This window comes from Paenibacillus sp. R14(2021) (genome assembly GCF_019431355.1).
Lineage (GTDB): Bacteria > Bacillota > Bacilli > Paenibacillales > Paenibacillaceae > Paenibacillus_Z.
In genome coordinates, this window is record NZ_CP080269.1 from 3,164,932 (window position 1) to 3,185,688 (window position 20,757).

General features: G+C 56.0%; 20 protein-coding genes. 2 read left to right on the plus strand and 18 right to left on the minus strand.

The genetic code is table 11. From position 1 onward, the window contains the following. Positions 1–85: 85 nt before the first annotated feature. From pepD to KXU80_RS14775, 3 genes are all read right to left on the minus strand, one after another. Positions 86–1,570, minus strand: coding sequence for a beta-Ala-His dipeptidase (pepD, locus tag KXU80_RS14765; RefSeq protein WP_219834036.1), 1,485 nt, complete (start codon positions 1,568–1,570; stop codon positions 86–88). Between the two features lie 188 nt (positions 1,571–1,758). After that, on the minus strand, positions 1,759–3,579 hold the full coding sequence (locus KXU80_RS14770) for an ABC transporter ATP-binding protein (protein WP_258171461.1): 1,821 nt from the start codon (positions 3,577–3,579) through the stop codon (positions 1,759–1,761). A gap of 49 nt (positions 3,580–3,628) precedes the next feature. Continuing rightward, on the minus strand, positions 3,629–5,359 hold the full coding sequence (locus KXU80_RS14775; RefSeq protein WP_219834038.1) for an ABC transporter ATP-binding protein: 1,731 nt from the start codon (positions 5,357–5,359) through the stop codon (positions 3,629–3,631). 120 nt (positions 5,360–5,479) lie between these two features. Between KXU80_RS14775 and pepT the strand changes: the two genes are divergently transcribed. Continuing rightward, complete coding sequence (gene pepT / locus KXU80_RS14780; protein ID WP_219834039.1) at positions 5,480–6,715, plus strand: peptidase T; 1,236 nt, start codon at positions 5,480–5,482, stop codon at positions 6,713–6,715. A gap of 187 nt (positions 6,716–6,902) precedes the next feature. On the opposite strand, the gene KXU80_RS14785 is transcribed toward pepT, so the two are convergent. The 10 genes from KXU80_RS14785 to trxB all read right to left on the minus strand — a co-directional run bounded on the left by KXU80_RS14785 (position 6,903) and on the right by trxB (position 15,457). Then, the gene (locus tag KXU80_RS14785; protein ID WP_219834040.1) at positions 6,903–7,139 is read right to left on the minus strand and encodes a hypothetical protein; all 237 of its coding nucleotides are present in this window, start codon (positions 7,137–7,139) and stop codon (positions 6,903–6,905) included. Beyond that, positions 7,132–7,677 (minus strand): RNA polymerase sigma factor, encoded by a 546-nt coding sequence (locus KXU80_RS14790; RefSeq protein WP_219834041.1) that lies wholly within the window; start codon positions 7,675–7,677, stop codon positions 7,132–7,134. The genes KXU80_RS14785 and KXU80_RS14790 overlap by 8 nt, the downstream gene beginning before the upstream one ends. A gap of 2 nt (positions 7,678–7,679) precedes the next feature. Then, positions 7,680–8,384, minus strand: a complete 705-nt coding sequence (locus tag KXU80_RS14795) for a hypothetical protein (protein ID WP_219834042.1) — start codon at positions 8,382–8,384, stop codon at positions 7,680–7,682. An 86-nt stretch (positions 8,385–8,470) separates the two neighbouring features. Next, positions 8,471–11,392, minus strand: a complete 2,922-nt coding sequence (uvrA, locus tag KXU80_RS14800) for an excinuclease ABC subunit UvrA (RefSeq protein WP_219834043.1) — start codon at positions 11,390–11,392, stop codon at positions 8,471–8,473. A 22-nt stretch (positions 11,393–11,414) separates the two neighbouring features. Further along, a complete protein-coding gene (locus KXU80_RS14805; RefSeq protein WP_219834044.1) occupies positions 11,415–12,353 on the minus strand; it encodes a hypothetical protein in 939 nt (312 codons plus the stop codon). 120 nt (positions 12,354–12,473) lie between these two features. Further along, positions 12,474–13,046 (minus strand): dienelactone hydrolase family protein, encoded by a 573-nt coding sequence (locus KXU80_RS14810; RefSeq protein WP_219834045.1) that lies wholly within the window; start codon positions 13,044–13,046, stop codon positions 12,474–12,476. Positions 13,047–13,290: 244 nt separating this feature from the next. Then, positions 13,291–13,749 carry a MarR family winged helix-turn-helix transcriptional regulator gene (locus tag KXU80_RS14815; protein ID WP_219834046.1) on the minus strand — a complete coding sequence of 153 codons (459 nt, stop codon included), beginning with the start codon at positions 13,747–13,749 and terminating at the stop codon, positions 13,291–13,293. Next, entirely contained in the window at positions 13,736–13,921 is a 186-nt protein-coding gene (locus KXU80_RS14820) for a hypothetical protein (RefSeq protein ID WP_219839279.1), read from the minus strand. Before KXU80_RS14820 ends, KXU80_RS14815 begins: the two co-directional genes overlap by 14 nt. A gap of 32 nt (positions 13,922–13,953) precedes the next feature. Further along, a complete protein-coding gene (tpx, locus tag KXU80_RS14825) occupies positions 13,954–14,475 on the minus strand; it encodes a thiol peroxidase (protein WP_219834047.1) in 522 nt (173 codons plus the stop codon). A 55-nt stretch (positions 14,476–14,530) separates the two neighbouring features. After that, positions 14,531–15,457 carry a thioredoxin-disulfide reductase gene (gene trxB / locus KXU80_RS14830; protein ID WP_219839055.1) on the minus strand — a complete coding sequence of 309 codons (927 nt, stop codon included), beginning with the start codon at positions 15,455–15,457 and terminating at the stop codon, positions 14,531–14,533. 304 nt (positions 15,458–15,761) lie between these two features. On the opposite strand from trxB, the gene KXU80_RS14835 reads away from it, so the two are divergent. Further along, positions 15,762–16,718: an alpha/beta fold hydrolase gene (locus KXU80_RS14835; protein ID WP_258171018.1), complete on the plus strand. Its 957-nt coding sequence runs from the start codon at positions 15,762–15,764 to the stop codon at positions 16,716–16,718. Between the two features lie 247 nt (positions 16,719–16,965). Here the strand turns inward: KXU80_RS14835 and KXU80_RS14840 are convergent, their stop codons facing one another. From KXU80_RS14840 to KXU80_RS14860, 5 genes are all read right to left on the minus strand, one after another. Beyond that, positions 16,966–17,577, minus strand: a complete 612-nt coding sequence (locus KXU80_RS14840) for a transglutaminase-like domain-containing protein (RefSeq protein WP_219834048.1) — start codon at positions 17,575–17,577, stop codon at positions 16,966–16,968. 199 nt (positions 17,578–17,776) lie between these two features. Further along, positions 17,777–18,622: an NAD-dependent epimerase/dehydratase family protein gene (locus tag KXU80_RS14845; protein ID WP_219834049.1), complete on the minus strand. Its 846-nt coding sequence runs from the start codon at positions 18,620–18,622 to the stop codon at positions 17,777–17,779. Between the two features lie 34 nt (positions 18,623–18,656). After that, positions 18,657–19,913 carry an enolase C-terminal domain-like protein gene (locus tag KXU80_RS14850; RefSeq protein ID WP_258171019.1) on the minus strand — a complete coding sequence of 419 codons (1,257 nt, stop codon included), beginning with the start codon at positions 19,911–19,913 and terminating at the stop codon, positions 18,657–18,659. 72 nt (positions 19,914–19,985) lie between these two features. After that, positions 19,986–20,126: an S-layer homology domain-containing protein gene (locus tag KXU80_RS14855; protein WP_219834050.1), complete on the minus strand. Its 141-nt coding sequence runs from the start codon at positions 20,124–20,126 to the stop codon at positions 19,986–19,988. A 60-nt stretch (positions 20,127–20,186) separates the two neighbouring features. Beyond that, positions 20,187–20,642 (minus strand): hypothetical protein, encoded by a 456-nt coding sequence (locus KXU80_RS14860; RefSeq protein ID WP_219834051.1) that lies wholly within the window; start codon positions 20,640–20,642, stop codon positions 20,187–20,189. Positions 20,643–20,757 lie beyond the last annotated feature (115 nt).

Below are 20,757 nucleotides of genomic sequence, written 5' to 3' on the forward strand. Positions count from 1 at the left end.
TAGTTATTTCTTAATATAGGACCCAAAAAAGCCGACCCTGACGCCGGTTGTCATCCACCCGCGCCTGATCGGCTCTTACTCCCATTTACCCCTTCAACTCTCGCAGTACATCCTGCAGATAGGACCATGTCCGTTCCACGGATGAGATCGACAGATGCTCCTCCGGCGTATGGATGTCGAACAGATCCGGCCCGAAAGAGATCGCGTCGAGGTCAGGCAGTTTCTCGATGAGAATGCCGCATTCGAGGCCTGCATGGATCGCTTTGATCTCAAGCGGCTTGCCGAATTTGCGCGCGTACACCTCTTGGAAGACCGGACGAAGCTTCGACTCCGCACGGTACGGCCAGCCTGGGAAATACGCATCGTTACGGAAGGCGCAGCCCGCTGTCTCGGCCAGCGTCTCCATGATCCGCAGTACGTCCTCGGCTTGCGAGCGCAGGGAGCTGCGCGCCAAGCTTTGGAAGACGATTTCCTTCTCGCTTGTCGTCACGACGCCCAGATTGGACGACGTGCGCACCAGGTTCGCAATTGCCTTGTCCATGCCCAGCACGCCGCTCGGGATGAGCGCCAGCAGTCGGATGACGGACATTTTCGCTGCTTCCGTCAAGACACGGCCCGCTGCCGCGGCCGACGGACCGCCGCTTGCTTCGAAGCCGGCTTGCAGCACGACGGCAACCCCTTTGTCGCTGGCCTGATACTCATCCTTCAGAATCCGGTTAAGCTCCGCAATCCGCGCTTCGGCGATTGTTTTTCCCTCGTCGCTCAAGTAAACCGCTGCCTCGGCTTCGCGCGGAATGGCATTGACCTTCATGCCGCCGCTTACGCCTGCAAGTCCGAACGCCGTATGGCGTCGAAGGTCATCCAGTACGCGGCCCAGTACCTTGTTCGCGTTGCCCCGCTCATGAATGATATCGTCGCCGGAATGTCCGCCCATCAAGCCTTGAACGATGATCGTGTATGGCGAACCGTCTTTTTCCTGCCATGCCGCCTGCACGATGTGGTAGGCATTCACGCCTCCCGCGCTGCTCACGAACAGAGTGCCCTCCCGGTCGGAGTCGAAATTGATCATCATTCGGCCCTTGAGGGACGAGGCATCGAGATGGAACGCGCCGCCCATGCTCGTCTCTTCTTCGGTCGTCAGCAGCAGTTCAAGCTCCGGATGCGCCATATCCGGCGAATCGATGATCGCCATTGCCGCCGCGACCGCGATGCCGTTATCCGCGCCCAGGGTCGTGCCCTCCGCGTAAATCATGTCACCGTCGATGCGGAACCGGATGGGGTCCTTGGTGAAATCATGAACCGTCGATTTGTTTTTCTCGCAGACCATATCCAGATGGCCTTGGAAAATAACGGTCGGCGCCGCCTCATAGCCAGCCGAAGCCGGCTTCCGGATGATGAGATTGAACCGATCGTCCTGGATGACCGTGCAGCCGCGTGCCCGCGCGAAATCCGCGACAAAATCGCTGATCGCCTTCTCGTTGCTCGACCCCCGTGGAATGCGAGACAGCTCCTCGAAGAACCGCAGCACCTTGGAGTCGCCTGTGTAGATGTTTTCCACCGCATTGCTCATATGTAATCCTCCTTCTTTGCTATGCAAAAAGTAAGCCTGACTTCCCCTTGGCTGGGTACAATCAGGCAGTTGTTTCGTGATGTCGGTCCTCGGCGCAAAACGCTTGTCAGCGCCGTCCGCCCAATCGTTGTCACGTCATAGAATAAGTGTAGCGCAAAAGCTCGGAGAATGCCAAGTCCAGCTGCCCGCTATCCTCCTAGAACCGCGCCGAACTGGTTCGTAAACATGTCGTAATAGACGCCCCGCCGGGTCATAAGCTCGTCGTGCGAGCCGCTCTCCACGATGCTGCCGCTGGCAATGACCATAATCCTGTCGGCATCGCGGATCGTATTCAGCCGATGAGCGATAACGAAGCTCGTCCGTCCTTGCAGCACGCCTCGAAGCGCATCCTGGATATGAAGCTCCGTTCGCGTATCGATGCTGCTGGTCGCCTCATCCAGAATGAGAATAGCGGGATCCGCCAAGATAACCCGAGCGATCGCAAGCAGCTGACGCTGGCCTTGGCTCAAGTTGCCGCCGTTCTCGGCCAATAGGGTCTCGTACCGAAGCGGCAGCCTTCGTATGAACGACGCCGCGTTCGCAAGCGTTGCCGCCCGCTCCACCTCTTCGTCCGAAGCCTCCGGCCGACCATACTTAATATTGTCCCGAATCGTGCCGGCGAACAGATACGTGTCCTGCAGCACGATGCCGAACGCCCGCCGCAGACTGTCTTTCGTGTAGCCGCGAATATCCCGTCCGTCAATGGTGATGGAGCCGCCCGTCACATCATAGAACCGCGTAAGCAAGCTGACGATTGTCGTCTTCCCCGCTCCTGTCGGCCCGATGAGCGCCGTGCTTGTGCCTTCCGCCGAATCGAAGCTCACGCCGCGCAGGATCGGCGTATCCGTCCGGTAGCCGAACGATACGTTGTCGAAGACGACCCGGCCGCGCGGATTGACGAGCGGCACGGCTCCAGGCGGGTCGGCCGACTCCTCTTCCTCGTCCAGCACTTCGAATACCCGCTCCGCTCCCGCGATGCCGGACTGCAATACGTTGAACAAGTTCGCAAGCTCAATGAGCGGCCGGACAAATTGACGGGAATAGCTGAGGAAGCTCGCGATCACGCCGACGGTAATATGGCCGTTCACCGCCAGCAAGCCGCCGACGATGGCCACGGCCGCGAATCCAAGGTTGTTGATGACGTTCATGATCGGCATGAGAAAGCCCGAGCGAATCTGCGCCTTCGTGCCGATGCTGCACAGCTCGTCGTTCACCGCGTCGAACTGGGCGATCGTTTTCTCCTCGCGATTGAACGCTTTGACAATGCCGATGGCGGAAATCGTCTCTTCGACGTGACCGTTCAGCATGCCGAGCTTTCGCTGCTGTTCTTTGAACAGCGGCGCCGTGGATCGGGCGATTGAACGGGTGAGCCAGAACACGGCCGGTACCGTGATCAGGCTTGCAAGCGTCAGCCATGGGCTGAGGATAAGCATCATAACGAGCGCGCCGACGATGGAGATCGAGCCCGTCATCACCTGCGCGGCCGACTGTGCGACCGTGCTGCTGACGTTGTCGATATCATTGGACATCCGGCTCATCAGTTCGCCATGCGTCCTCGTGTCGAAAAAACGGATCGGCAGCTTGTGCAGCTTATCGAAAAGCGAGGTTCGCAGCCGGCCGACGATTCGCTGCGAGACGCCCGCCATGAGCCAGCCCTGCAGCAGCGTCAATCCGCCGTCGGCGATATAGGAGACGACCAGCGCAAGCAGCGCTAGCTCAAGCGCGCCGAAATCGACGGTTCCCGCGCTCGTCGCCGACATCGCATCAATCGAGGCGCCGATCAGATAAGGCGCGGCGAGCATGATGAACGAATCCACCAGCACAACGGAGAAGATGACGGTAAGCAATTTTCGCTCGTTGCCGAAATACGTCCAAAGCCGTCCCAGAGTCGCCTTGATGTTCTTCGGTTTGACGACAGGACCTCCGCGTCCCGGATTTATACCTCGGCCCGGCACGTTCAAAGCAGGCATCGGCGTCTCCGAAGCGGAGCCGGAGGGCCGCTCTTTCTTCGCGTTATCCTCAGACATTGGCCGATGCCTCCTTGCCGGTCTGCGACCGATAGATTTCCTGATAGGCCCGGCACTCCCGCATCAGCTCGTCATGCTTGCCATGGCCCACGATTTCGCCGTTGTCGAGCACGACGATCCGGTCCGCATCCATGACGGACGTCATGCGCTGGGCGATCAGCAGGCAGGTCAGCCCTTCGGCATACTCCCTCAGTGCCCTTTTAATATGCGATTCGGTCGCGGCATCGACGGCGCTCGTGCAGTCGTCGAGAATCAGGATCGACGGCCGCCGCACGAGCGCTCTGGCAATGGACAGCCGCTGCTTCTGGCCGCCCGACAGGTTAACGCCGCCCTGTCCGAGCTTCGTGTCGTAGCCTTCCGGGCACGCCTCGATGAAATCGTGGGCCTGCGCCATCTTCGCCGCATGAACCATCTCTTCTTCCGTCGCGTCTTCCTTGCCCCAGAGCAGGTTGTCCCGAATCGTGCCGGTGAACAGCACCGTCTTCTGCGGGACGATCGCGATTCGCTCCCGCAGCCGCTTCGGATCGACTTCGCGGACATCGATGCCGTCCACTTCCACCGTGCCCGAAGCCGCGTCGTAAAGCCTCGGAATGAGATTGACAAGCGTGCTTTTCCCCGCTCCCGTGGAGCCGATGATCCCGACCGTCTCGCCAGGCCTGCAGTTCAATGTAATGTCGCGAAGCACCGAATCCGTCCCGCCGTAAGCGAAGGAGACTCCCTTGAACGCAATGCTTCCTGCCGCATGCGGCTCGCTCGGCTCCTTGACGCCCCAAGTCATCGCATCCTGCTCGGCGAACACCTCGCCGATCCGCTCCGAAGAAGCTTTGGCCCGGACGAACAAGTTGAACACGTTGGAGATCATGAGCAGGGAGAACAGAATCTGGGTCATATAATTGATGAATGCAATAATATGCCCGACCTGCATATGGCCTTGATCGACCCGCAGCCCCCCGATCCATATGACGGCGGCGATGCCGAAATTGACCGTCAGCATAATGGCCGGGCTGAAGACCGACATCATCCGCATGGCACGGGAAGACGCCTCCTGGTAGTCGTCATTGACGCCAGCGAACTTCTCCGTCTCGTAATCGAATCGGTTGAATGCTTTGACAACGCGCACGCCGGAGAGATATTCCCGCGATACGCCGTTCAGCCGGTCAAGCGACCCTTGTACGCGCGAGAACAACGGAAAACCGATGCGCATATTGACGACGATCAGCACCGCCACCATGGGAACGACGACGGCCAGCACTAAGGACAGCGGCGGATTGAGCCGCACAGCCATAATTAAGCTGCCCAGGCAAATAAGCGGCGATTTGACGAAAATACGCATGAGTCCGTTCGTGAAGTTCTGCATCTGAGTCACGTCATTGGTCAGGCGAGTGACCAGAGACGCGCGGTCGAACTTGTCGATACTGCCCGTGCTCAGCGTCTGGATACGTCGAAATAGATCTGAGCGCAGCCGGGTGCCGAAGTTGAGCGATACGTGGCTGGAAATGACATTGCGGATCGATGCTGCCACCGCTCCGAAAGCGGTAATAAGCAGCATGAAACCGCCGTAACGGACGACCTCGCTCAACTGCTTGTTTGCAACCCCGACATCGATGATGCGCGACATCAGCGTCGGCTGGAGAAGATCGCATAGCGCTTCCAGCGTCAGGAACAGAATCGCCGCCGCGAACGGCTTGCCGAAGCGGCGAAAATAAGGCTGAAGATAGCTCAAACCTAGCACTCCCTTGCCTGATAGAATGATAGAAGAGATGGTAACCGATTCCGCTCTTATACGTTCATTATAACTTGTGGTACTATGGGAATGGAATCTAAACGCAAGGAGTGTGCCCGTATGAAAGACGAAATTTTGAAGCGTTTCACCTCTTACATAGAGATCAACACACAGTCCGATGAAGAGAGCGACACCTGCCCATCCACGGCAGGACAATGGACACTCGCGCGGCTTCTTGAGGCGGAGCTGAAGCAGATCGGGCTTGAGGACGTGACGCTCGACGAGAACGGCTACGTCATGGGGACGCTGCCTGCGAATACGGACCGCGACGTGCCGACGATCGGCTTCATCTCCCATATGGATACCGCGACGGACTTCACCGGCGACGGCGTGAAGCGTCAGGTCGTCGAGAGCTATGACGGCGGTGACATCATGCTGAACCGAGAGCTCGGTATCGTGCTTTCGCCGCGCGAATTCCCCGAGCTGACGGGATACAAGGGCCAGACGCTGATCACGACGGACGGAACGACGCTGCTCGGCGCCGACGACAAAGCGGGCATTACCGAGATCGTGACCGCCATGGCCTACCTCGTTAAGCATCCCGAAATCAAGCACGGCCGCATTCGCGTTGCCTTCACGCCGGATGAAGAAATCGGCCGCGGCGCGCACAAATTCGACGTCCCAGCCTTCGGCGCGGACTTCGCTTATACGATGGACGGCGGCCCGCTCGGCGAGCTGGAATTCGAGAGCTTCAACGCCGCGCAGGCCGTCATTACGGTCAAAGGCGTGAACGTTCACCCCGGCACCGCCAAAGGCAAAATGGTTCATTCCTCCAAAATCGCGATGGCGCTGCATGGCCGGCTGCCGGCGGAAGAAGCGCCAGAGTTTACCGAAGGGTACGAGGGCTTCTATCATTTGATCACGATTCAAGGCAGCGCGGAGCAGACAAAGCTCGTGTATATCATCCGCGACCACGATAAAGCGAGCTTCGCGAACCGCAAAGCTGTATTGTCCGCGATTGTGGCCGAATTCCGCCAAACGTACGGGGATGAGCGCATCGTGTTCGAAATGAAGGATCAGTACTACAACATGGGCGAGAAAATCGAGCCGGTGAAATTCATCGTCAACGTCGCGCACGAAGCGATGACGAATCTCGGCATCGCGCCGATCGTCAAGCCCATTCGCGGCGGAACGGACGGCTCCCAGCTGTCGTACATGGGACTGCCGACCCCGAATATCTTCGCCGGCGGCGAGAACTTCCATGGCAAGTTCGAGTACGTGTCGCTCGATACGATGGTCAAGGCGACGGAAGTCATCGTCGAGATCGCAAAGCTGTTCGAGCAGCGCGGGCGCTAAGCCTTATCTGCTTTCAACGTCTTTGAACGAAAGCCAATCTGCGCCGCAGAATACTTCATTCAAAGCTCCGGCTTTGAACGAAAGCCAATCTGCGCTAATAACAAAAGCTGCCGGCACAAGCCGGCAGCTTTTTGCATGCATTCAACTGTTGCGCGCTGTTCCATCAGCCTGCCGCTGCTCGGTTTTCTCAGGCCTGGGTAAACACGAATTTCGAAAACATCTTCGCTGGATGGAATGAAATACCATCAAACAGCTGCTTCCACCATTCATAGCCCAAATCCTTCTCAATGACAAAGAAATGTTCGAAGATGGCCTCTCCGCGCTCCGGCTTCAAACGTGCTTGCGCCGCCCAAACGTCCAGCAGTTCATCCAGTCTCTGTTCCGCAGCAATAGGCAGCGAACGCCAGTCCGTTTCGTTATTCACGGGTCGCCCTCCTTCCTAATGTGTCCTCGGATTCTAGCAATCCCAGCCGTCTGGCGAGGAGCCCGCGGGCTTGAGACAGCTTATAGCGCACTGTTCCGGCGGGCATGCCGAGCGCAGCACCGATCTCATTGCTGTTCATCCCGCCGACGGCCTTCATCGTGAGCATGTACCTGAGCTCCTCCGGCAAACCGCGGATGGCCGTCTCCAGCTCGTCAACCTGCTCGCGCACCGCCAAGAGCGAAGACAAATCTCCAGTGGAAATGCCCTGGTACTCGCTCTGGATCCTGCTCTCCATCTTCTTCCGGCTGGCGGAATTGCGGTAGTAGTCCTTCGCCCGGTTCGCCGCAATGGAAAATATCCAGTACAGCCGCTGGTCCTCGGGAATCCGTTCGACGGTTTCTATCCGGTTCCATATGCGAAGAAACACATCATGCAGCAGATCCTCGGCTTCCGACTTGCTGCTGGTTCGCCCCAGCAGGTACGCATAGACTTGATTGGCATAGCCGCAATACATCGTATGGAACAACTGCTGCTTCATCGTTAGCTTTGAATCGCTGTCGTGTCTTTAGCGCTGATCGAACCTAATTTCGTGACGGCCAGATATTGGAGCAGCGGGACCAGCTCCTTCGGCGCTTTCAGATCACCGATCAAGACGATTTCCGATACCTTCTGCTTCAGCGTCGCCGCATCGACATCCGCATCGAGTTCGAACGACCCGATCAGCACCATCGCCAGCTTGTCGTCGATGAAGTCGAAGAACGCCTTGGAGAAGGTGTCCTCCCCAATGAACAGCCTCGGCGTCTCCGCCGAATAGTACGCGATTTGACCCACCAACCGCGTGACGGCGGCGGCCAAGTCGTTTTCTGCTTTTTTCGGAGCAATCAATTGACCGACCACGATAACTTCCTTGAAACCTACCTGCTCGATCATCGAAGTGAGCACAATTTGTCCCGAGATGACCAGAATGTCTTGAGGCGATCCTTGACGGTTCGCAAATAAATCGCCGCTCACCGTAACCTGGCCGGTCACCATTTTGACTTTTCCTTCTGTCGATGGAAGCGTAATCGTCATGCCGACGTTCCTCTGTGGAATGCTCAGCAATGCGCCGCTCAGCGATTCAGTCACCAGAATAAGGCCGACGTTTTGAATGAGCGTCACGGCTTCCAAAGCTTCGGGCTTTATTTCTATTAATTCAAGCACACCTACGTTCTCGATGACAGTTCCCGTTTCTTGTACCTCTTCCATTGCAATTCCTCCCATACCCTATTGAATTGCCGTACATAATAGAAAACGCACCAACTCGTGAAGTGTTGGGGTGAATGAAGAACGGCTTAAGCGTTCGTTTGCGGCACCTGCTGCCAATACCGATTATCCGTCACTAACACGGATTTCAAGAAACGCCCGGTATGCGACGCAGCGACTGCTGCCACCTGCTCCGGCGTACCCTGTGCGACGACGGTTCCTCCGTCTTTACCTCCATCCGGCCCCATATCGATTACATAATCGGACACTTTAATGACGTCCAAATGATGCTCGATGACAAGCACGGAATGTCCGTTGTCCACCAGCTGGTTCATGCAGTCGATCAGCTTCTGAATATCGTGCAGGTGCAGCCCGGTCGTCGGTTCGTCGAGAATATACAGGTTATGCGAGCCTCGCTTCAGCTTGCTGATCTCCGTCGCCAGCTTTATTCGCTGCGCTTCGCCGCCGGAGAGCGTCGTGGACGATTGGCCGAGCTTGAGGTAGCCGAGGCCCAGCTGATGGAGCACGTTCAATTTGTGCACAACGTACGGCTGCCCGCTGAAAAACGATACCGCCTCCTCGATGCTCATATCGAGCACCTGTGCGATGTTCTTCCCGTTTAACGTCACTTCCAGCACGTCATTGTTGAACCGGGCTCCTTTACAGGATGGGCACACCGATTCAATGTCGGGCATGAACTGAAGCTGCGTTGTGACAATACCTTCGCCCTGGCAATGCTCGCAGCGGCCGCTTTTCTGATTGAAGCTGAATTCGTTCTTGCCGAGTCCGCGTGCGCCCGCCTCCTCTGTTTCCGCGAACAGCTCGCGGATTCGGTCGAAGAACCCGACGTACGTCGCTGGATTAGAGCGCGTGCTCCGGCCGATCGGCGACTGGTCGATGTTGATGATGCCCGTCAAGTGTTCGAAGCCTTCGATCGAATCATGCTCGCCCGGCACAATCCGCTGGTCATGAAAATGGGCATACAGCTGCTTGTACAGTACCTCGTTAATCAGCGTGCTTTTGCCGGAGCCGGAAACGCCGGTCACGCAGGTCATGACGCCAAGGGGAATACTCACGCTCACGTGACGAAGATTGTTTGCTCTCGCACCCTTGATACGCAGCGCCAAGCCAGAAGGCGTTCTCCGCTGGGCAGGCACGTCAATGCGCCTTGCGCCGGAGAGGAAGGCGCCGGTCAGCGATTCCTTCGTCCGCCGCAGCTGTGCGGCCGTACCCTGCGCGATGATCCGGCCGCCGTGGTCGCCAGGCCCAGGTCCGATTTCGATGATATGATCCGCGCTGAGCATCGTATCAATATCGTGCTCGACGACGATGATCGTGTTGCCGATGTCGCGCAGCTTTTGAAGTGTCTGCACGATCCTGGCGCTGTCCCTGGCATGCAGTCCGATGCTCGGTTCATCAAGCACATAGAGCATCCCCATTAGACCGGAGCTGATCTGCGTGGACAAACGGATACGCTGCGCCTCTCCGCCCGATATCGTGTCCGATCTTCGGCCCAAATTCAAATACTCGAGCCCGATATCGATGAGCAGCGCAAGCCTCGACTGGATTTCTCCGGCGATTTGCCCGGCCACCTGCCTCTTCTCTTCCGAAAATGCGGCGCGGTCCAAGAACGTTTGCAGCTCCTTCAGCGGCACGCTGCACAGCTCATGAATATCCCGGCCGCCGATACGCACGCAAAACCGCTGGGATTTGAGCTTCTTGCCGTCGCAGTCCGGACACGTATGCTCGACCATCACCCTTTTGAAGAAGTCACTGTCCCCGCCGCCGTTTCCGCCTCTCTTCTTCACATGCCACTTGTACCACCGGTTCACCTCGCTCACGAGTCCGCCGTACTTTCGCGGCTTGCCGGCTTGACTCTGGGCGTGACGAGGATGATCTTCCGTCACTAGAATCGGAAACGGCTCGCCCCGGGTGCCGTGAAATAATCGATCGACGAAGTCTTCCGGCAATTCGCGAAACGGGGTGTCGAGGCTGTGTCCGTAGTGCGCGAATAGGCTGTGGAAGAGCATGCCCCGGTACGATTTCTTCGTACTGGGGCCGTATATATTGTGGTCGAGCGCGCCCTTGCTGACGCTTTTCTCCGGGCTCTTGACCAAAAACCGCTTCTCTGTCCGCATGTAGGTGCCGATTCCCCCGCATGTCCGGCACGCGCTGCCCGGATCGTTGAAGGAGAAATAAGACGGATGCAGCTCTCCGATCACAAGATGATGCTTCGGGCAGCCGAAATTCCGGTAAAACGCGTCCATGTCGATCGGCTTGTCTCCGCCTGCATGCGTGACCTCGAAACGGATAAAGCCTTCGCCCACCAGCTCCAAGCTGTTCTCAATTGTTTTGGTAAGCGCTTTAAAAAGCGCCGGCGTTACGACCGCCTTATCGACAATGACCTCCATCTGGTAATCCGCTTCATCGTCCAGCTCAAGCGGATCGCTCAGGTTATGAATCGTTCCGTCGATTTTGACGGAGCGGAAGCCTTTGCTCCGAATCTCGTCGAACAGCGTCTGGTAATCCTCGTCGTACAGCTTGAAGATGGGAGCAAGCACCTCGAGCTCCGTTCCCGCAGGCAAGGTCTGCACATGGTCGATCATTTGATTGACCGACTTCGCCGCGATCGGATGCTGGCAGAACGGGCAGCACGCTTCACCGGAGGAAGCAAACAAGAGCCGGAGAAAATCATACAAGTCTGTCATCGTCCCGACCGTGGAGCGCGGGTTGGCGTTCCCCTTCTTCTGCTCGATTGCGATGACCGGAGACAGACCGAACACAAAATCGACGTCCGGCTTCTTCAACTGGTTCATGCGGCTCTTGGCGAACGTGGACAGCGATTCAAGAAAGCGGCGCTGCCCTTCGCCGTAAATGACCTCGAACGCGAGCGAGGATTTGCCGGAGCCGCTCACTCCGGTAATAACCGTCAGCTTATCCCGCGGAATGTTGACGTCGATATTTTTGAGATTGTTCTGCCTGGCGCCTCTGACCTCGATGCTTGTTTTCATCGCTGGAAGCCACTCCTTTGAATTAGGTAAACTCGTTTTCCTCAAGCATGTAGGCCGGCTCTTCCAAATACACCCTGCTTCTTGGCGTTGCCTTCGCTTGGGCAGGGAACAGCAGCAGATAACCGCGGTTAACAAGCCAGCTGCACGCCATCTCGAGTGTCCCCGCATCGAACCTGATGATCGTTCCCAGCTTCTCCGCCATTTCGGAGATCGAGCGGATATCCTGCTCCTGCTTCAAGTAATCGATGATCGGACGGAACAACTCCAGCTCCCGCTCCTGCACGAACTGAACGATGCGTACGAGCGCTGCTTCAACCTTCGTTTTGTCTGCCGCGCCACCGACCAGCCCGGTATATACGTTCCGAAAGAAATCCGAATTGAACGCCATCGCCTGCTGCACCGCTTCGCGCATCGGTACTTCGCCATTGCGAATCACTTCAATTTGCGCCAGCGTATCGATCATTTTGATCATCCAAAACGCGCTGTACAGCTCGTCTTTCTTGACGTACAGCCACTTCTCCGCTTTGGCGAGGCCGGCAAGCGCAAAACAGCCCAGCTGCAGGAGCTGAAGCTGCCGGTCACGCTCGCCGATGTAGCTGATATTTTCGAAATAATCCTCCAGCGACTTATCCTTCGTGAACAGCAGCGTCCCCCGAAGCAGATAGGAATGACTGAACGAGGTGGACACTGATTTCTCTACCCAACGCTTGAATTCATCGCGGGTTTGGATGCTTGTGTTAATCGTGATACCGTTCTCAGAAAAACACATATCGCGCTTGACCAGCTTCTGATCATGTACAATCAGCTTCATGTCGATATCGGATTTCTCCCACACCTGGTCGTACGAAAGGCTGCCCAGCAAAATGGCGGCGATGATCTGGTCATCGTTCCGCGCCTTCTCCACGAACGCGTGCATTGCTTCCCTGTACATGGCGTTGACTGCGGAGTTCTCCATGCTCATCAACTATCACTCCTATTTGCCGCATAGAAATGGAACAATCTGTATCAAGATGTATTCGCTAAATGATTGCAGGGTCCTGCCCGCTGGAACGGACTAGGACTCTGAATTTCACTTGAAACGTTACTTGGCAAGGAATGCGAGCACGCGCTTGAGCAGCAGCGCCGTCGCCTCGGCGTCATACGACGACAAGCTGCTGTCGGCGAAGTAGTGCTGATCGCCCGGGTACAAGAAGAGCTCGGCATGCTTCGCCGACGCCACGATCTCGCGCGCCGCCTCAATGTCGCCTTCACCAACGAAATAGGGATCTGCGTCCATGCCATGAATCTGCACCGGCAGGTCTACCGGCCATGGGGATCCAAACATCGACGTCGGGACGCAGGAGTAGAAGAACAGCGCGCCGCGGGTGTCTTCGCGGGTCTGGGCAAGCTTCTGTGCCGCCAATACCCCTAGCGAAAACCCAGCATAGACGATCTCTTGCGGAAGCGCGCTCGCCGCGCGTACACCGCGTTCGATGATCGCTTCGAATCCAACCGATTGGGCGTAAGCCAGGCCGTCCTCGACTGTGTCAAACACGCAGCCTTCGAAAAGGTCGGGCAGGTGGACCGTATGCCCGGCTTCCCTAAGCTTGCCGGCGAAATCGTGCATGCCTTCAGTCAGTCCCAGTGCGTGGTGAAGCAGTAGAATTTCGGCCATCTTTGTACGCCTCCTATGTAGTGCTAGAATTTATGGATTGCTGCAATGTGCTCGCTCTCAGGGAATATAGCTGCAGCACAGGTCTGAACTCGGAGACTGTTCTACTATATCATTTCCATGAATAGCACAAAATGGATAAATAGATTCGCGCTTCTCCCAAGCACCAAAACAAATCCCCTCCGGTCGACAATGCCGAATTCATGCTAGCATGAACCCTGTTTGCACGATCTTCCGTGAGGGGATGTTATTTTCCTATGGATTTTTCGTTGACCTGATGAAGCAGCTTCTTAATCGCCCCGTTCAGCACGCCGATTTCCTCTTCGGTCATCCCGCTAGCCTCAAGAAGCGACAGCGGAACGCACGTCGATTGATCTTTGAGCGAAATCCCTTTGTCGGTGATCCGGATATGCAGGACCCGCTCGTCTTCCTTCGAACGCTCCCGCCGGACAAGTCCCGCGGCTTCCATTCGTTTCAGCATCGGAGTCAGCGTGCCGGAGTCCAAGACCAACTGGTCGCCCAAATCTTTGACCGACATCGTCTCATGCTCCCATAGCGCAAGCAGCACCAGGTATTGAGGATAGGTTAAGTCCAAATCGTCGAGCAACGGCCGATACATTCGGAAAATCGCTCTCGAGCACGCATATAACGAAAAACACAGATGAGCATCCAACGGTATATGAGGTCCCTGGTTATCGTTTTTCATCGAACATCCCTCCTAAACGTTTCTTCGACAACCCATCGCACTTCATATTACAGTCCCTTTTCTTAAAAAACAATGCATCGCGGAGCCGCAAGACGGAAATATGGCAAAATAAAGATTTAATCCCCTTGATCATGCGCTGATCAAGGGGATTACCATCACCTTCACGCTTCATTCGCTCCTGCTCCGGTTAGGTCGAAGGATCGCTTACTTCGCGAGCTCGCTCAAGGCTGCCAGAGCAGCGTCGTAATTCGGATGATCCGACAGCTCGCTCAGATATTCGACGTAACGGATCGTATCGTCAGCATCGACGATAAAGATCGCGCGTTGATCCAGCTGCAGTTCTTTAATCAACACGCCATACGCCTCGCCGAAGGAACGGTGTTTATAATCCGACAAGGTGACGACGCGTTCAATGCCCGCGGTCGCGCAAAACCGGCTCTGTGCGAATGGCAAGTCGACCGAAATCGTCAATACGACCACGCCATCGCCCAGCTTCGACGCCTCTTGATTGAAACGGCGCGTTTGCGCGTCGCACACGTCAGTATCGAGCGAAGGTACGACGGAAATGAGCTTGATTTTGCCCTTGTAATCGGAAAGACTCACTTCGGTCATGAGATCCTTGTTGATGGTGAATGCGGGGGCTTGGTCTCCGACTTTCAGTTCCGGGCCTACCAGCGTGATTGGGTGTCCGCCTACTGTTGCTTTACCTGTACGTTCTTGTGTCATTAGAATTACCTCCATAAAATGATTTAGTTTGTTTGATTGGTGTTGTGCGTGCTAGTTACTGATGTTCGAACAAGAAGCTTTCGCAATCCAAAGCCGCTTTGCAGCCGCTGCCAGCCGATGTGATCGCCTGACGGTAAATCGAATCCATGACGTCACCGCAAGCGAATACGCCGGGAACGTTCGTACGGGAAGTACCTGGAACGACTTCCACGTAGCCGAGCGCGTCGGTTTGGATCTGGCCGCCTAGAAATCCGGTGTTCGGACGATGGCCGATTGCAAGGAAGATCCCGTCGGTTTCCAGCACTTCTTCCTCCCCCGTCGCATTGTTGCGAACTTTGAGACCGGTCACCCCTTTGTCCCCGGACATCACTTCCAGCGGAGAAGCGTTAAGGCTCCACTCGATTTTCGCGTTTCTGCGCGCACGGTCTTGCATGATTTGAGAAGCTCTAAGCTCCTCTCTGCGATGCACGAGGCGGACCTCGGAAGCGAATCTCGTCAAGAACTGCGCCTCCTCCATCGCGGTGTCGCCGCCGCCGATAACGATGATCTTCTTGTTTCGGAAGAAAAATCCGTCGCAGGTCGCGCAAGTGCTGACCCCTCGTCCGATATTTTCGGCTTCTCCGGGAATGCCGACCATTTTCGCGGAAGCACCGGTCGACAGGATCACCGCGTCCGCCGTTATTTCGTCGCCGCCTTCCAAGTACAATGTGAACGGACGCTTGGATAAATCCATGCGGGTTATGTACCCGGATTGAATGCGTGCACCGAATCGCTCGGCTTGCTTTCGCATATTCTCCATGAGCTCCGGCCCCGTGATCCCCTCCGGAAAACCAGGGAAATTCTCGACTTCCGTCGTTGTCGTCAGTTGTCCGCCCGGCTGCGATCCTTCAATAATGAGCGGAGACAGGTTCGCCCGAGCCAAGTAGATCGCCGCCGTTAATCCCGCAGGACCCGTTCCAATAATGACCGTTTGATGATGCATCATTTTTTCCTCCTTCAGTTTCGTTTGCCCACTAATAATTTGTACACAAACCTTATGAACCAATCATATCCACTCTAATTTAGTTTGTCAACAAATTAATTTTAAACAAATTAAATGCGACTAACGAACCTTCTTTCGTTAGTCCGCTTTTGCACGCATATATAGAAGAAATAAAATAACCTAATTAGTTTGTTGACAAACAATTTGTGTACAAATAATATAGAGATACAAGCGAACCAAAACTCACCACGGAAAAAGATGGTGAAATCAGGTTCGCAACACCCACAATCCAGAGGAGGAATACATGATGATGAAAAACTTGAAAAGCAAAAAACTATTGACGCTATCGCTGGCGGTCGCGCTTATCGGTACAGGAACGGGAATCGGAACGAGCCTTACGAAACCGAGTATCGCGGAAGCGCAGCATTATTCGTCCGGCGTCGTGAACACGAGCAACGGCCACTACGTAACAGTCGGGAACAACGTGAAGCTGTATGTCGAAGACGTCGGCGAAGGCAAACCGGTCGTCTTCATCCACGGCTGGCCGGCCAATCATGAGATGTACGAATACCAGCAAACCGAGCTTCCGAAAAAGGGGATTCGCTTCATCGGGATCGACCTGCGCGGTTTCGGCAAATCCGATCATCCTTACGACGGCTACGATATGGACACCTTCGCGGACGACGTGCGCCAGGTCATCGACAAGCTGGAATTGAAAGACGTGACGCTCGCTGGATTCTCAATGGGCGGCACGGTGGCGACGAACTATATGATCCGACATAAAGGGCACGCGGTTTCCAAGCTGATGCTGTTCGGAGCCGCTTCGCCCAGCTGGAGCCAGCGGGAAGGCTATCCGTACGGCATTACGCAAAAGGATATCGATGCGATCGTGGCCAACCTGAAAGCGGATCGCCCGAACATGTTGAAAAGCTTCGGCGACGACTTCTTCTACAAGCAGCCGAGCCCGGCATTCCGAGCGTGGTTCGATCAAATGGGCCAGTCCTCGGATCCCCGCGCGACGATCGAAAGCATTCAATCGGTCGCGGCAGCGGATCTGCGCGCCGGCCTGAAAAACATCAACGTGCCTACGCTCATTCTGCACGGCGTTCACGACAAAGCGGTTCCGTTCGCCATCGCGGAGGAGCTGCATAAAGGGGTTCGGAACTCGACGCTCGTTCCGTTCCAAAACAGCGGACACGGCCTCTTCTATGAAGAAAAAGATCGGTTCAACGATGAAATCGTCAAGTTTGTGGAGCCATAAGATCGACGTGCCTATGGCAAAGGGCTGTTATAAATCTGGAAACACAAAAAGAAACGACTCTTCGAAAGGAGTCGTTTCTTTTGTTTATTTCTGAGCGTACCCAAACATCGCCAGCTGCGCCAATAGCAATTCTACTTGTTCAATATCTAGCCCGCGGTGTTCCATCCCTATCAAAGATGAGTGATTGACCCCTTGGTTTCCTCTCCTATTCTATTCCCAGCCACCAACAAAATTTGCGGAATAGCAGCTACATGATGTCATCAGGCAAACCGGACAGATACATCTTGATGCAATCCGTGTTTTGTTTCAATGCTTCGATTGTCTTCGGATTTGGCTCCTTATAAATGGTGGGATAATCAACCTCATCGTATTCTTTGCGGACTTGAAAGGCGAGTCTTTCACCTTCCAACGAAAATGCAGCATCGATCCCTGTTTTGTTGCCTCGAGCGTCTAAACGATACCATTTCTTATGACTTGATAGATAAACCGCATTTAGTGCATGAATACAATATCCCGTGTCGGGCGTATCTCCAATCGTTAATCGCTGATAACAAAAACCAGTTGGAATACCCGCTTTCCTAAGCACTGCACACAGTAAATTAGCTTTTGCATAACAAATACCCTCTCGATAAATCAAGGTTTCGGATGCGCTGCACGTTATTCTTGAGCTCTGGATATCCCAGGAATGGTTTATTTCATCACGAATATAGGCATAGGCCCTTCTAACAAAGTCCACTTGATCAGATGATGAAGCGATCAGTTTCGAAGTCAAATCCAGGATTTCGGGATGATTAAAATCGATGTCTTCTGTCTCAATTAAGTAATCAGCTAAATGCTTCGACTCGCAAATAACACTCATTTGACTATCCTCGCTTCCGGCGGTACTCTACTCTAGTGACGGGGCGGCCTCTTGACCTTTAGTACGCCTAGCATTCGGCTGCTCTACTGAAATGTAAGTTAGACCCTATATAACGCCTTCATTCTACCATACTTTTACAAATAGACAGAAGAGGCAGCCCCTTTATTGAATGGCCGCCTCTTCTAAATCCAACTCATTCTTATGTTAACTCATCCGCCCACCTGTGCTGCGGATGCCAACCCAGCATCTTCTTCGCCAAGCTATTGCTGAAAAGCGGCTCCCGGCCATCAAAATCCTGCCGTAAATCCTTCACCTCGGGATAGCACGCACGCAGCAGCTCCACCGTCGGAAGTTCGCTCAGCGTATCATCTCCGGTTATATTCAGCGCCACAGCGCCGTTCACGTCCGCGTGCAGCGAGGCTATGCAAGCGTCAGCGGCATCCCTGATGTCGACGTAGCTCCACAGGATTTTGGCGAATTCATCCGGCTTGCCGAGGCCGCGCCGCAGCCTCGCGTACTCCGCGGGCGCCGCAATCAGCGAGAAGCGCAGGCTCACGACCGACATTCCGTTCCTCCGATGAAACATCGCCGCCGTCAGTTCACCCACCGTCTTCGAAAACCCATAGCCCTCCTGCGTAAGCTGCGGATGATCTTCGTCGATCGGCAGGTAATGCGGCGCGAACGGCTTGATCGCCCAAGCAAACCCGTAGCACGACGTGCTCGAACCCATCACGACCCGCCGGATGCCGAGCAGTGACGCCGCTTCAAGCACATTGTAGCTACCCATGACGTTGTTGGCGAAAATCGCAGGCACAGGAAATCCGGTCGGCGATGGCACCGCCGCCAGATGGATCACGGCGTCCGCACCCTGAAGCGCGCTCGCCAACTGGCCAAGATCGCTCGTATCCACGATGATTTGCCGGCAGGGCAGGCCGGCGGCATGACTCCGGTCAAGCAAGACGACGTTGTACTGCTGCCGAACGAGCGCCTTGACGACATACTGACCAAGCTTGCCGCCGCCCCCGGTTACCGCAATCGTTTGCATGATCATTCTCCTCCTCCTGTAATTCGCCCGCCGCTTAAGGCCGGACGAGCGTCCCGTCCGCTTTGCGGTCGAGCTTATACGGCTGATGGTAGCTTGTGCGTTTCCAGTCTTCGCCCGGTAGCAGCAAAGCCTTCTCTTCATCGAAATCGATGCCGAGTCCTGGCTTGCCGGAGACATAGAGATACCCGCCTTTCCTCTCCACAAGACCCGGGAACACCTCCCGCTCTTCCGGCCTGAAATGATTGATCTCCTGGATGCCGAAATTCCACACGGCCATGTCCAGATGTACGGCCGCTGCTTGGTTAATCGGGTCGTTCTCCCCGCCCTCCTGCCATGCGGTGCGGACGCCGAATGCCTCCGCGAGCGACGCGATTTTGCGGGCCGCGCTGATGCCGCCAACCTTGGATACCCGGACACGGATAAAATCAATAAGCCGCTCCGCGATGAGCGGCGTCCACTCCTGTGGATTCGTGAACAGCTCGCCTACAGCCTGCGGCGTTGCACTCTGCTGCCGCAGCTGGCGGTACCAGCCGACATGCTCGGGCGGAAGCGCGTCCTCGAGGAAGAAAAGGTCGTATGGCTCGAGCTGCTTGGCGAGCCGGACCGCGCCCATTGGCGAGAGATGCTCGTGGACGTCGTGCGTAAACTGCACCCCGCTCCCGAACTCCAGCCGCAGTTGCTCGAACATGGCCGGAATCGCCTGCAAATACGCGTGCTCGTCGAACACCGCGCCTTGTGCCCAAGCGCCTTGGGGCACGTTCGCCTGCTCGCGGGGAATGAACCCCCCGCCCCCGTAGCCGCCGAGCTGCGCTCGAATTACGGTATAGCCTTCCTCGCGATAGCGATGCACGTCTTCCTTCAACTCGGCGATATCATGACCGCCTGCATGCCCATAACAAGGCACGGCCGCCCGACACGCCCCGCCGAACAGCTGGTAGATCGGCAGCCCTGCCTCCTTGCCCTTGATGTCCCATAGGGCGACGTCGATGCCGCCGATCGCCGTCTGGAGAATCGAGCCGTTCCGCCAGTACGAGCTGAGCTGCATGGTCTGCCACATGTCCTCGATATTGCCGGTATCCCGACCGATCAGCTGCGGAGCAAGCAGTTGATCGATCACCTGCACGACCGCCTCGGGATTGTATAGGTCGTTCGCAGTGCCGATGCCGTATAGGCCGTCCTGATCCGTCAGCACCTTCACGACCGTCCATGTCCCGTTCTTCCTCGTGCGGATGCACCTAATGCCCGTGATTTTCGCCATGCGCGAAGCACGCTCCTTCTCTCGTTTGATCATAGGATGGCCCCCCGTCCGGAAGAACGGGAGGCACTTGATTTGCGTAATGAGGAGGCGGGATTGCCGGTCCGGCTAATTCAAATAAAGCCGATAAAGCAGAACGGCGCTTTCGGCGCGGGTCAAGCTGCCCCGCGGGTTAAGCTGCCCATTGCTGCCTTGCAGCAATGCAGCCGCAACCAGCGCTTCGACACTGGAACGGGCATAGTCCGCCACGTCTGCAGCATCCTTGAAGCTGGCAAGTTCATCGGTATGCCCGGACGAAAGTGCCTTGCCTCAAGTGCCCGTATCTCCGTACGTGTAGAGCGGGGCGTCCTTGAAGCTGGTATTCGCTCCTGTGGCATCGTATTGCAGCACCATTTTGCCGCCGCCCGCATCATAGTAATCGACCGCGACATCCACGTCGTAGTTCGCGATGTTCTCGGTAAAGCCGTCATCTAGGTTGAAATAGAAATAGAGGATGCGCGCGGTCTCGTCCTGTGATTTATTCGTCCGCCAGTAGCCGCGTCCGTCCAACTCGCCCGTCTGCAGGCCGGTCGATCCGTCTCCCGCCCAAGCCGTAATCCCGTTCTCGACCGGAGCCGCGCCGAGTTCGATGCTGACATTCGCCGGATCTCCAGCATCCGCGGATACTGGGGCCGGCCCCCACTGCACACCCATAAACAGCAATGACAAAGCAAGCGTACAGGCTGCCCACGTACGAAACCGATTCCGTATTCGATTAGAATTCAAAAGGATAACCCTCCTCGATTTAGAAAAATAGACAGCAAAGCCGCCCCCTATCCGGCTGGATTCCGAAACATGCTGTCGGCGGGGCGGCTTACTCTCTGGCTGGCTTATGCGGATT

Bases quoted from the DNA above. Each gene is read 5' to 3' on its own strand.
- KXU80_RS14850 (WP_258171019.1), bottom strand. From the start codon at position 19,913: ATGATCAAACGAGAGAAGGAGCGTGCTTCGCGCATGGCGAAAATCACG.
- KXU80_RS14845 (WP_219834049.1), bottom strand. From the start codon at position 18,622: ATGCAAACGATTGCGGTAACCGGGGGCGGCGGCAAGCTTGGTCAGTAT.
- KXU80_RS14790 (WP_219834041.1), bottom strand. From the start codon at position 7,677: ATGAAGCAGCAGTTGTTCCATACGATGTATTGCGGCTATGCCAATCAA.
- pepD (WP_219834036.1), bottom strand. From the start codon at position 1,570: ATGAGCAATGCGGTGGAAAACATCTACACAGGCGACTCCAAGGTGCTG.
- pepT (WP_219834039.1), top strand. From the start codon at position 5,480: ATGAAAGACGAAATTTTGAAGCGTTTCACCTCTTACATAGAGATCAAC.
- uvrA (WP_219834043.1), bottom strand. From the start codon at position 11,392: ATGAAAACAAGCATCGAGGTCAGAGGCGCCAGGCAGAACAATCTCAAA.
- tpx (WP_219834047.1), bottom strand. From the start codon at position 14,475: ATGACACAAGAACGTACAGGTAAAGCAACAGTAGGCGGACACCCAATC.
- KXU80_RS14840 (WP_219834048.1), bottom strand. From the start codon at position 17,577: ATGAGTGTTATTTGCGAGTCGAAGCATTTAGCTGATTACTTAATTGAG.
- trxB (WP_219839055.1), bottom strand. From the start codon at position 15,457: ATGCATCATCAAACGGTCATTATTGGAACGGGTCCTGCGGGATTAACG.
- KXU80_RS14805 (WP_219834044.1), bottom strand. From the start codon at position 12,353: ATGAGCATGGAGAACTCCGCAGTCAACGCCATGTACAGGGAAGCAATG.
- KXU80_RS14835 (WP_258171018.1), top strand. From the start codon at position 15,762: ATGATGATGAAAAACTTGAAAAGCAAAAAACTATTGACGCTATCGCTG.
- KXU80_RS14770 (WP_258171461.1), bottom strand. From the start codon at position 3,579: ATGCCTGCTTTGAACGTGCCGGGCCGAGGTATAAATCCGGGACGCGGA.
- KXU80_RS14810 (WP_219834045.1), bottom strand. From the start codon at position 13,046: ATGGCCGAAATTCTACTGCTTCACCACGCACTGGGACTGACTGAAGGC.
- KXU80_RS14820 (WP_219839279.1), bottom strand. From the start codon at position 13,921: ATGAAGCGTGAAGGTGATGGTAATCCCCTTGATCAGCGCATGATCAAG.
- KXU80_RS14815 (WP_219834046.1), bottom strand. From the start codon at position 13,749: ATGAAAAACGATAACCAGGGACCTCATATACCGTTGGATGCTCATCTG.
- KXU80_RS14795 (WP_219834042.1), bottom strand. From the start codon at position 8,384: ATGGAAGAGGTACAAGAAACGGGAACTGTCATCGAGAACGTAGGTGTG.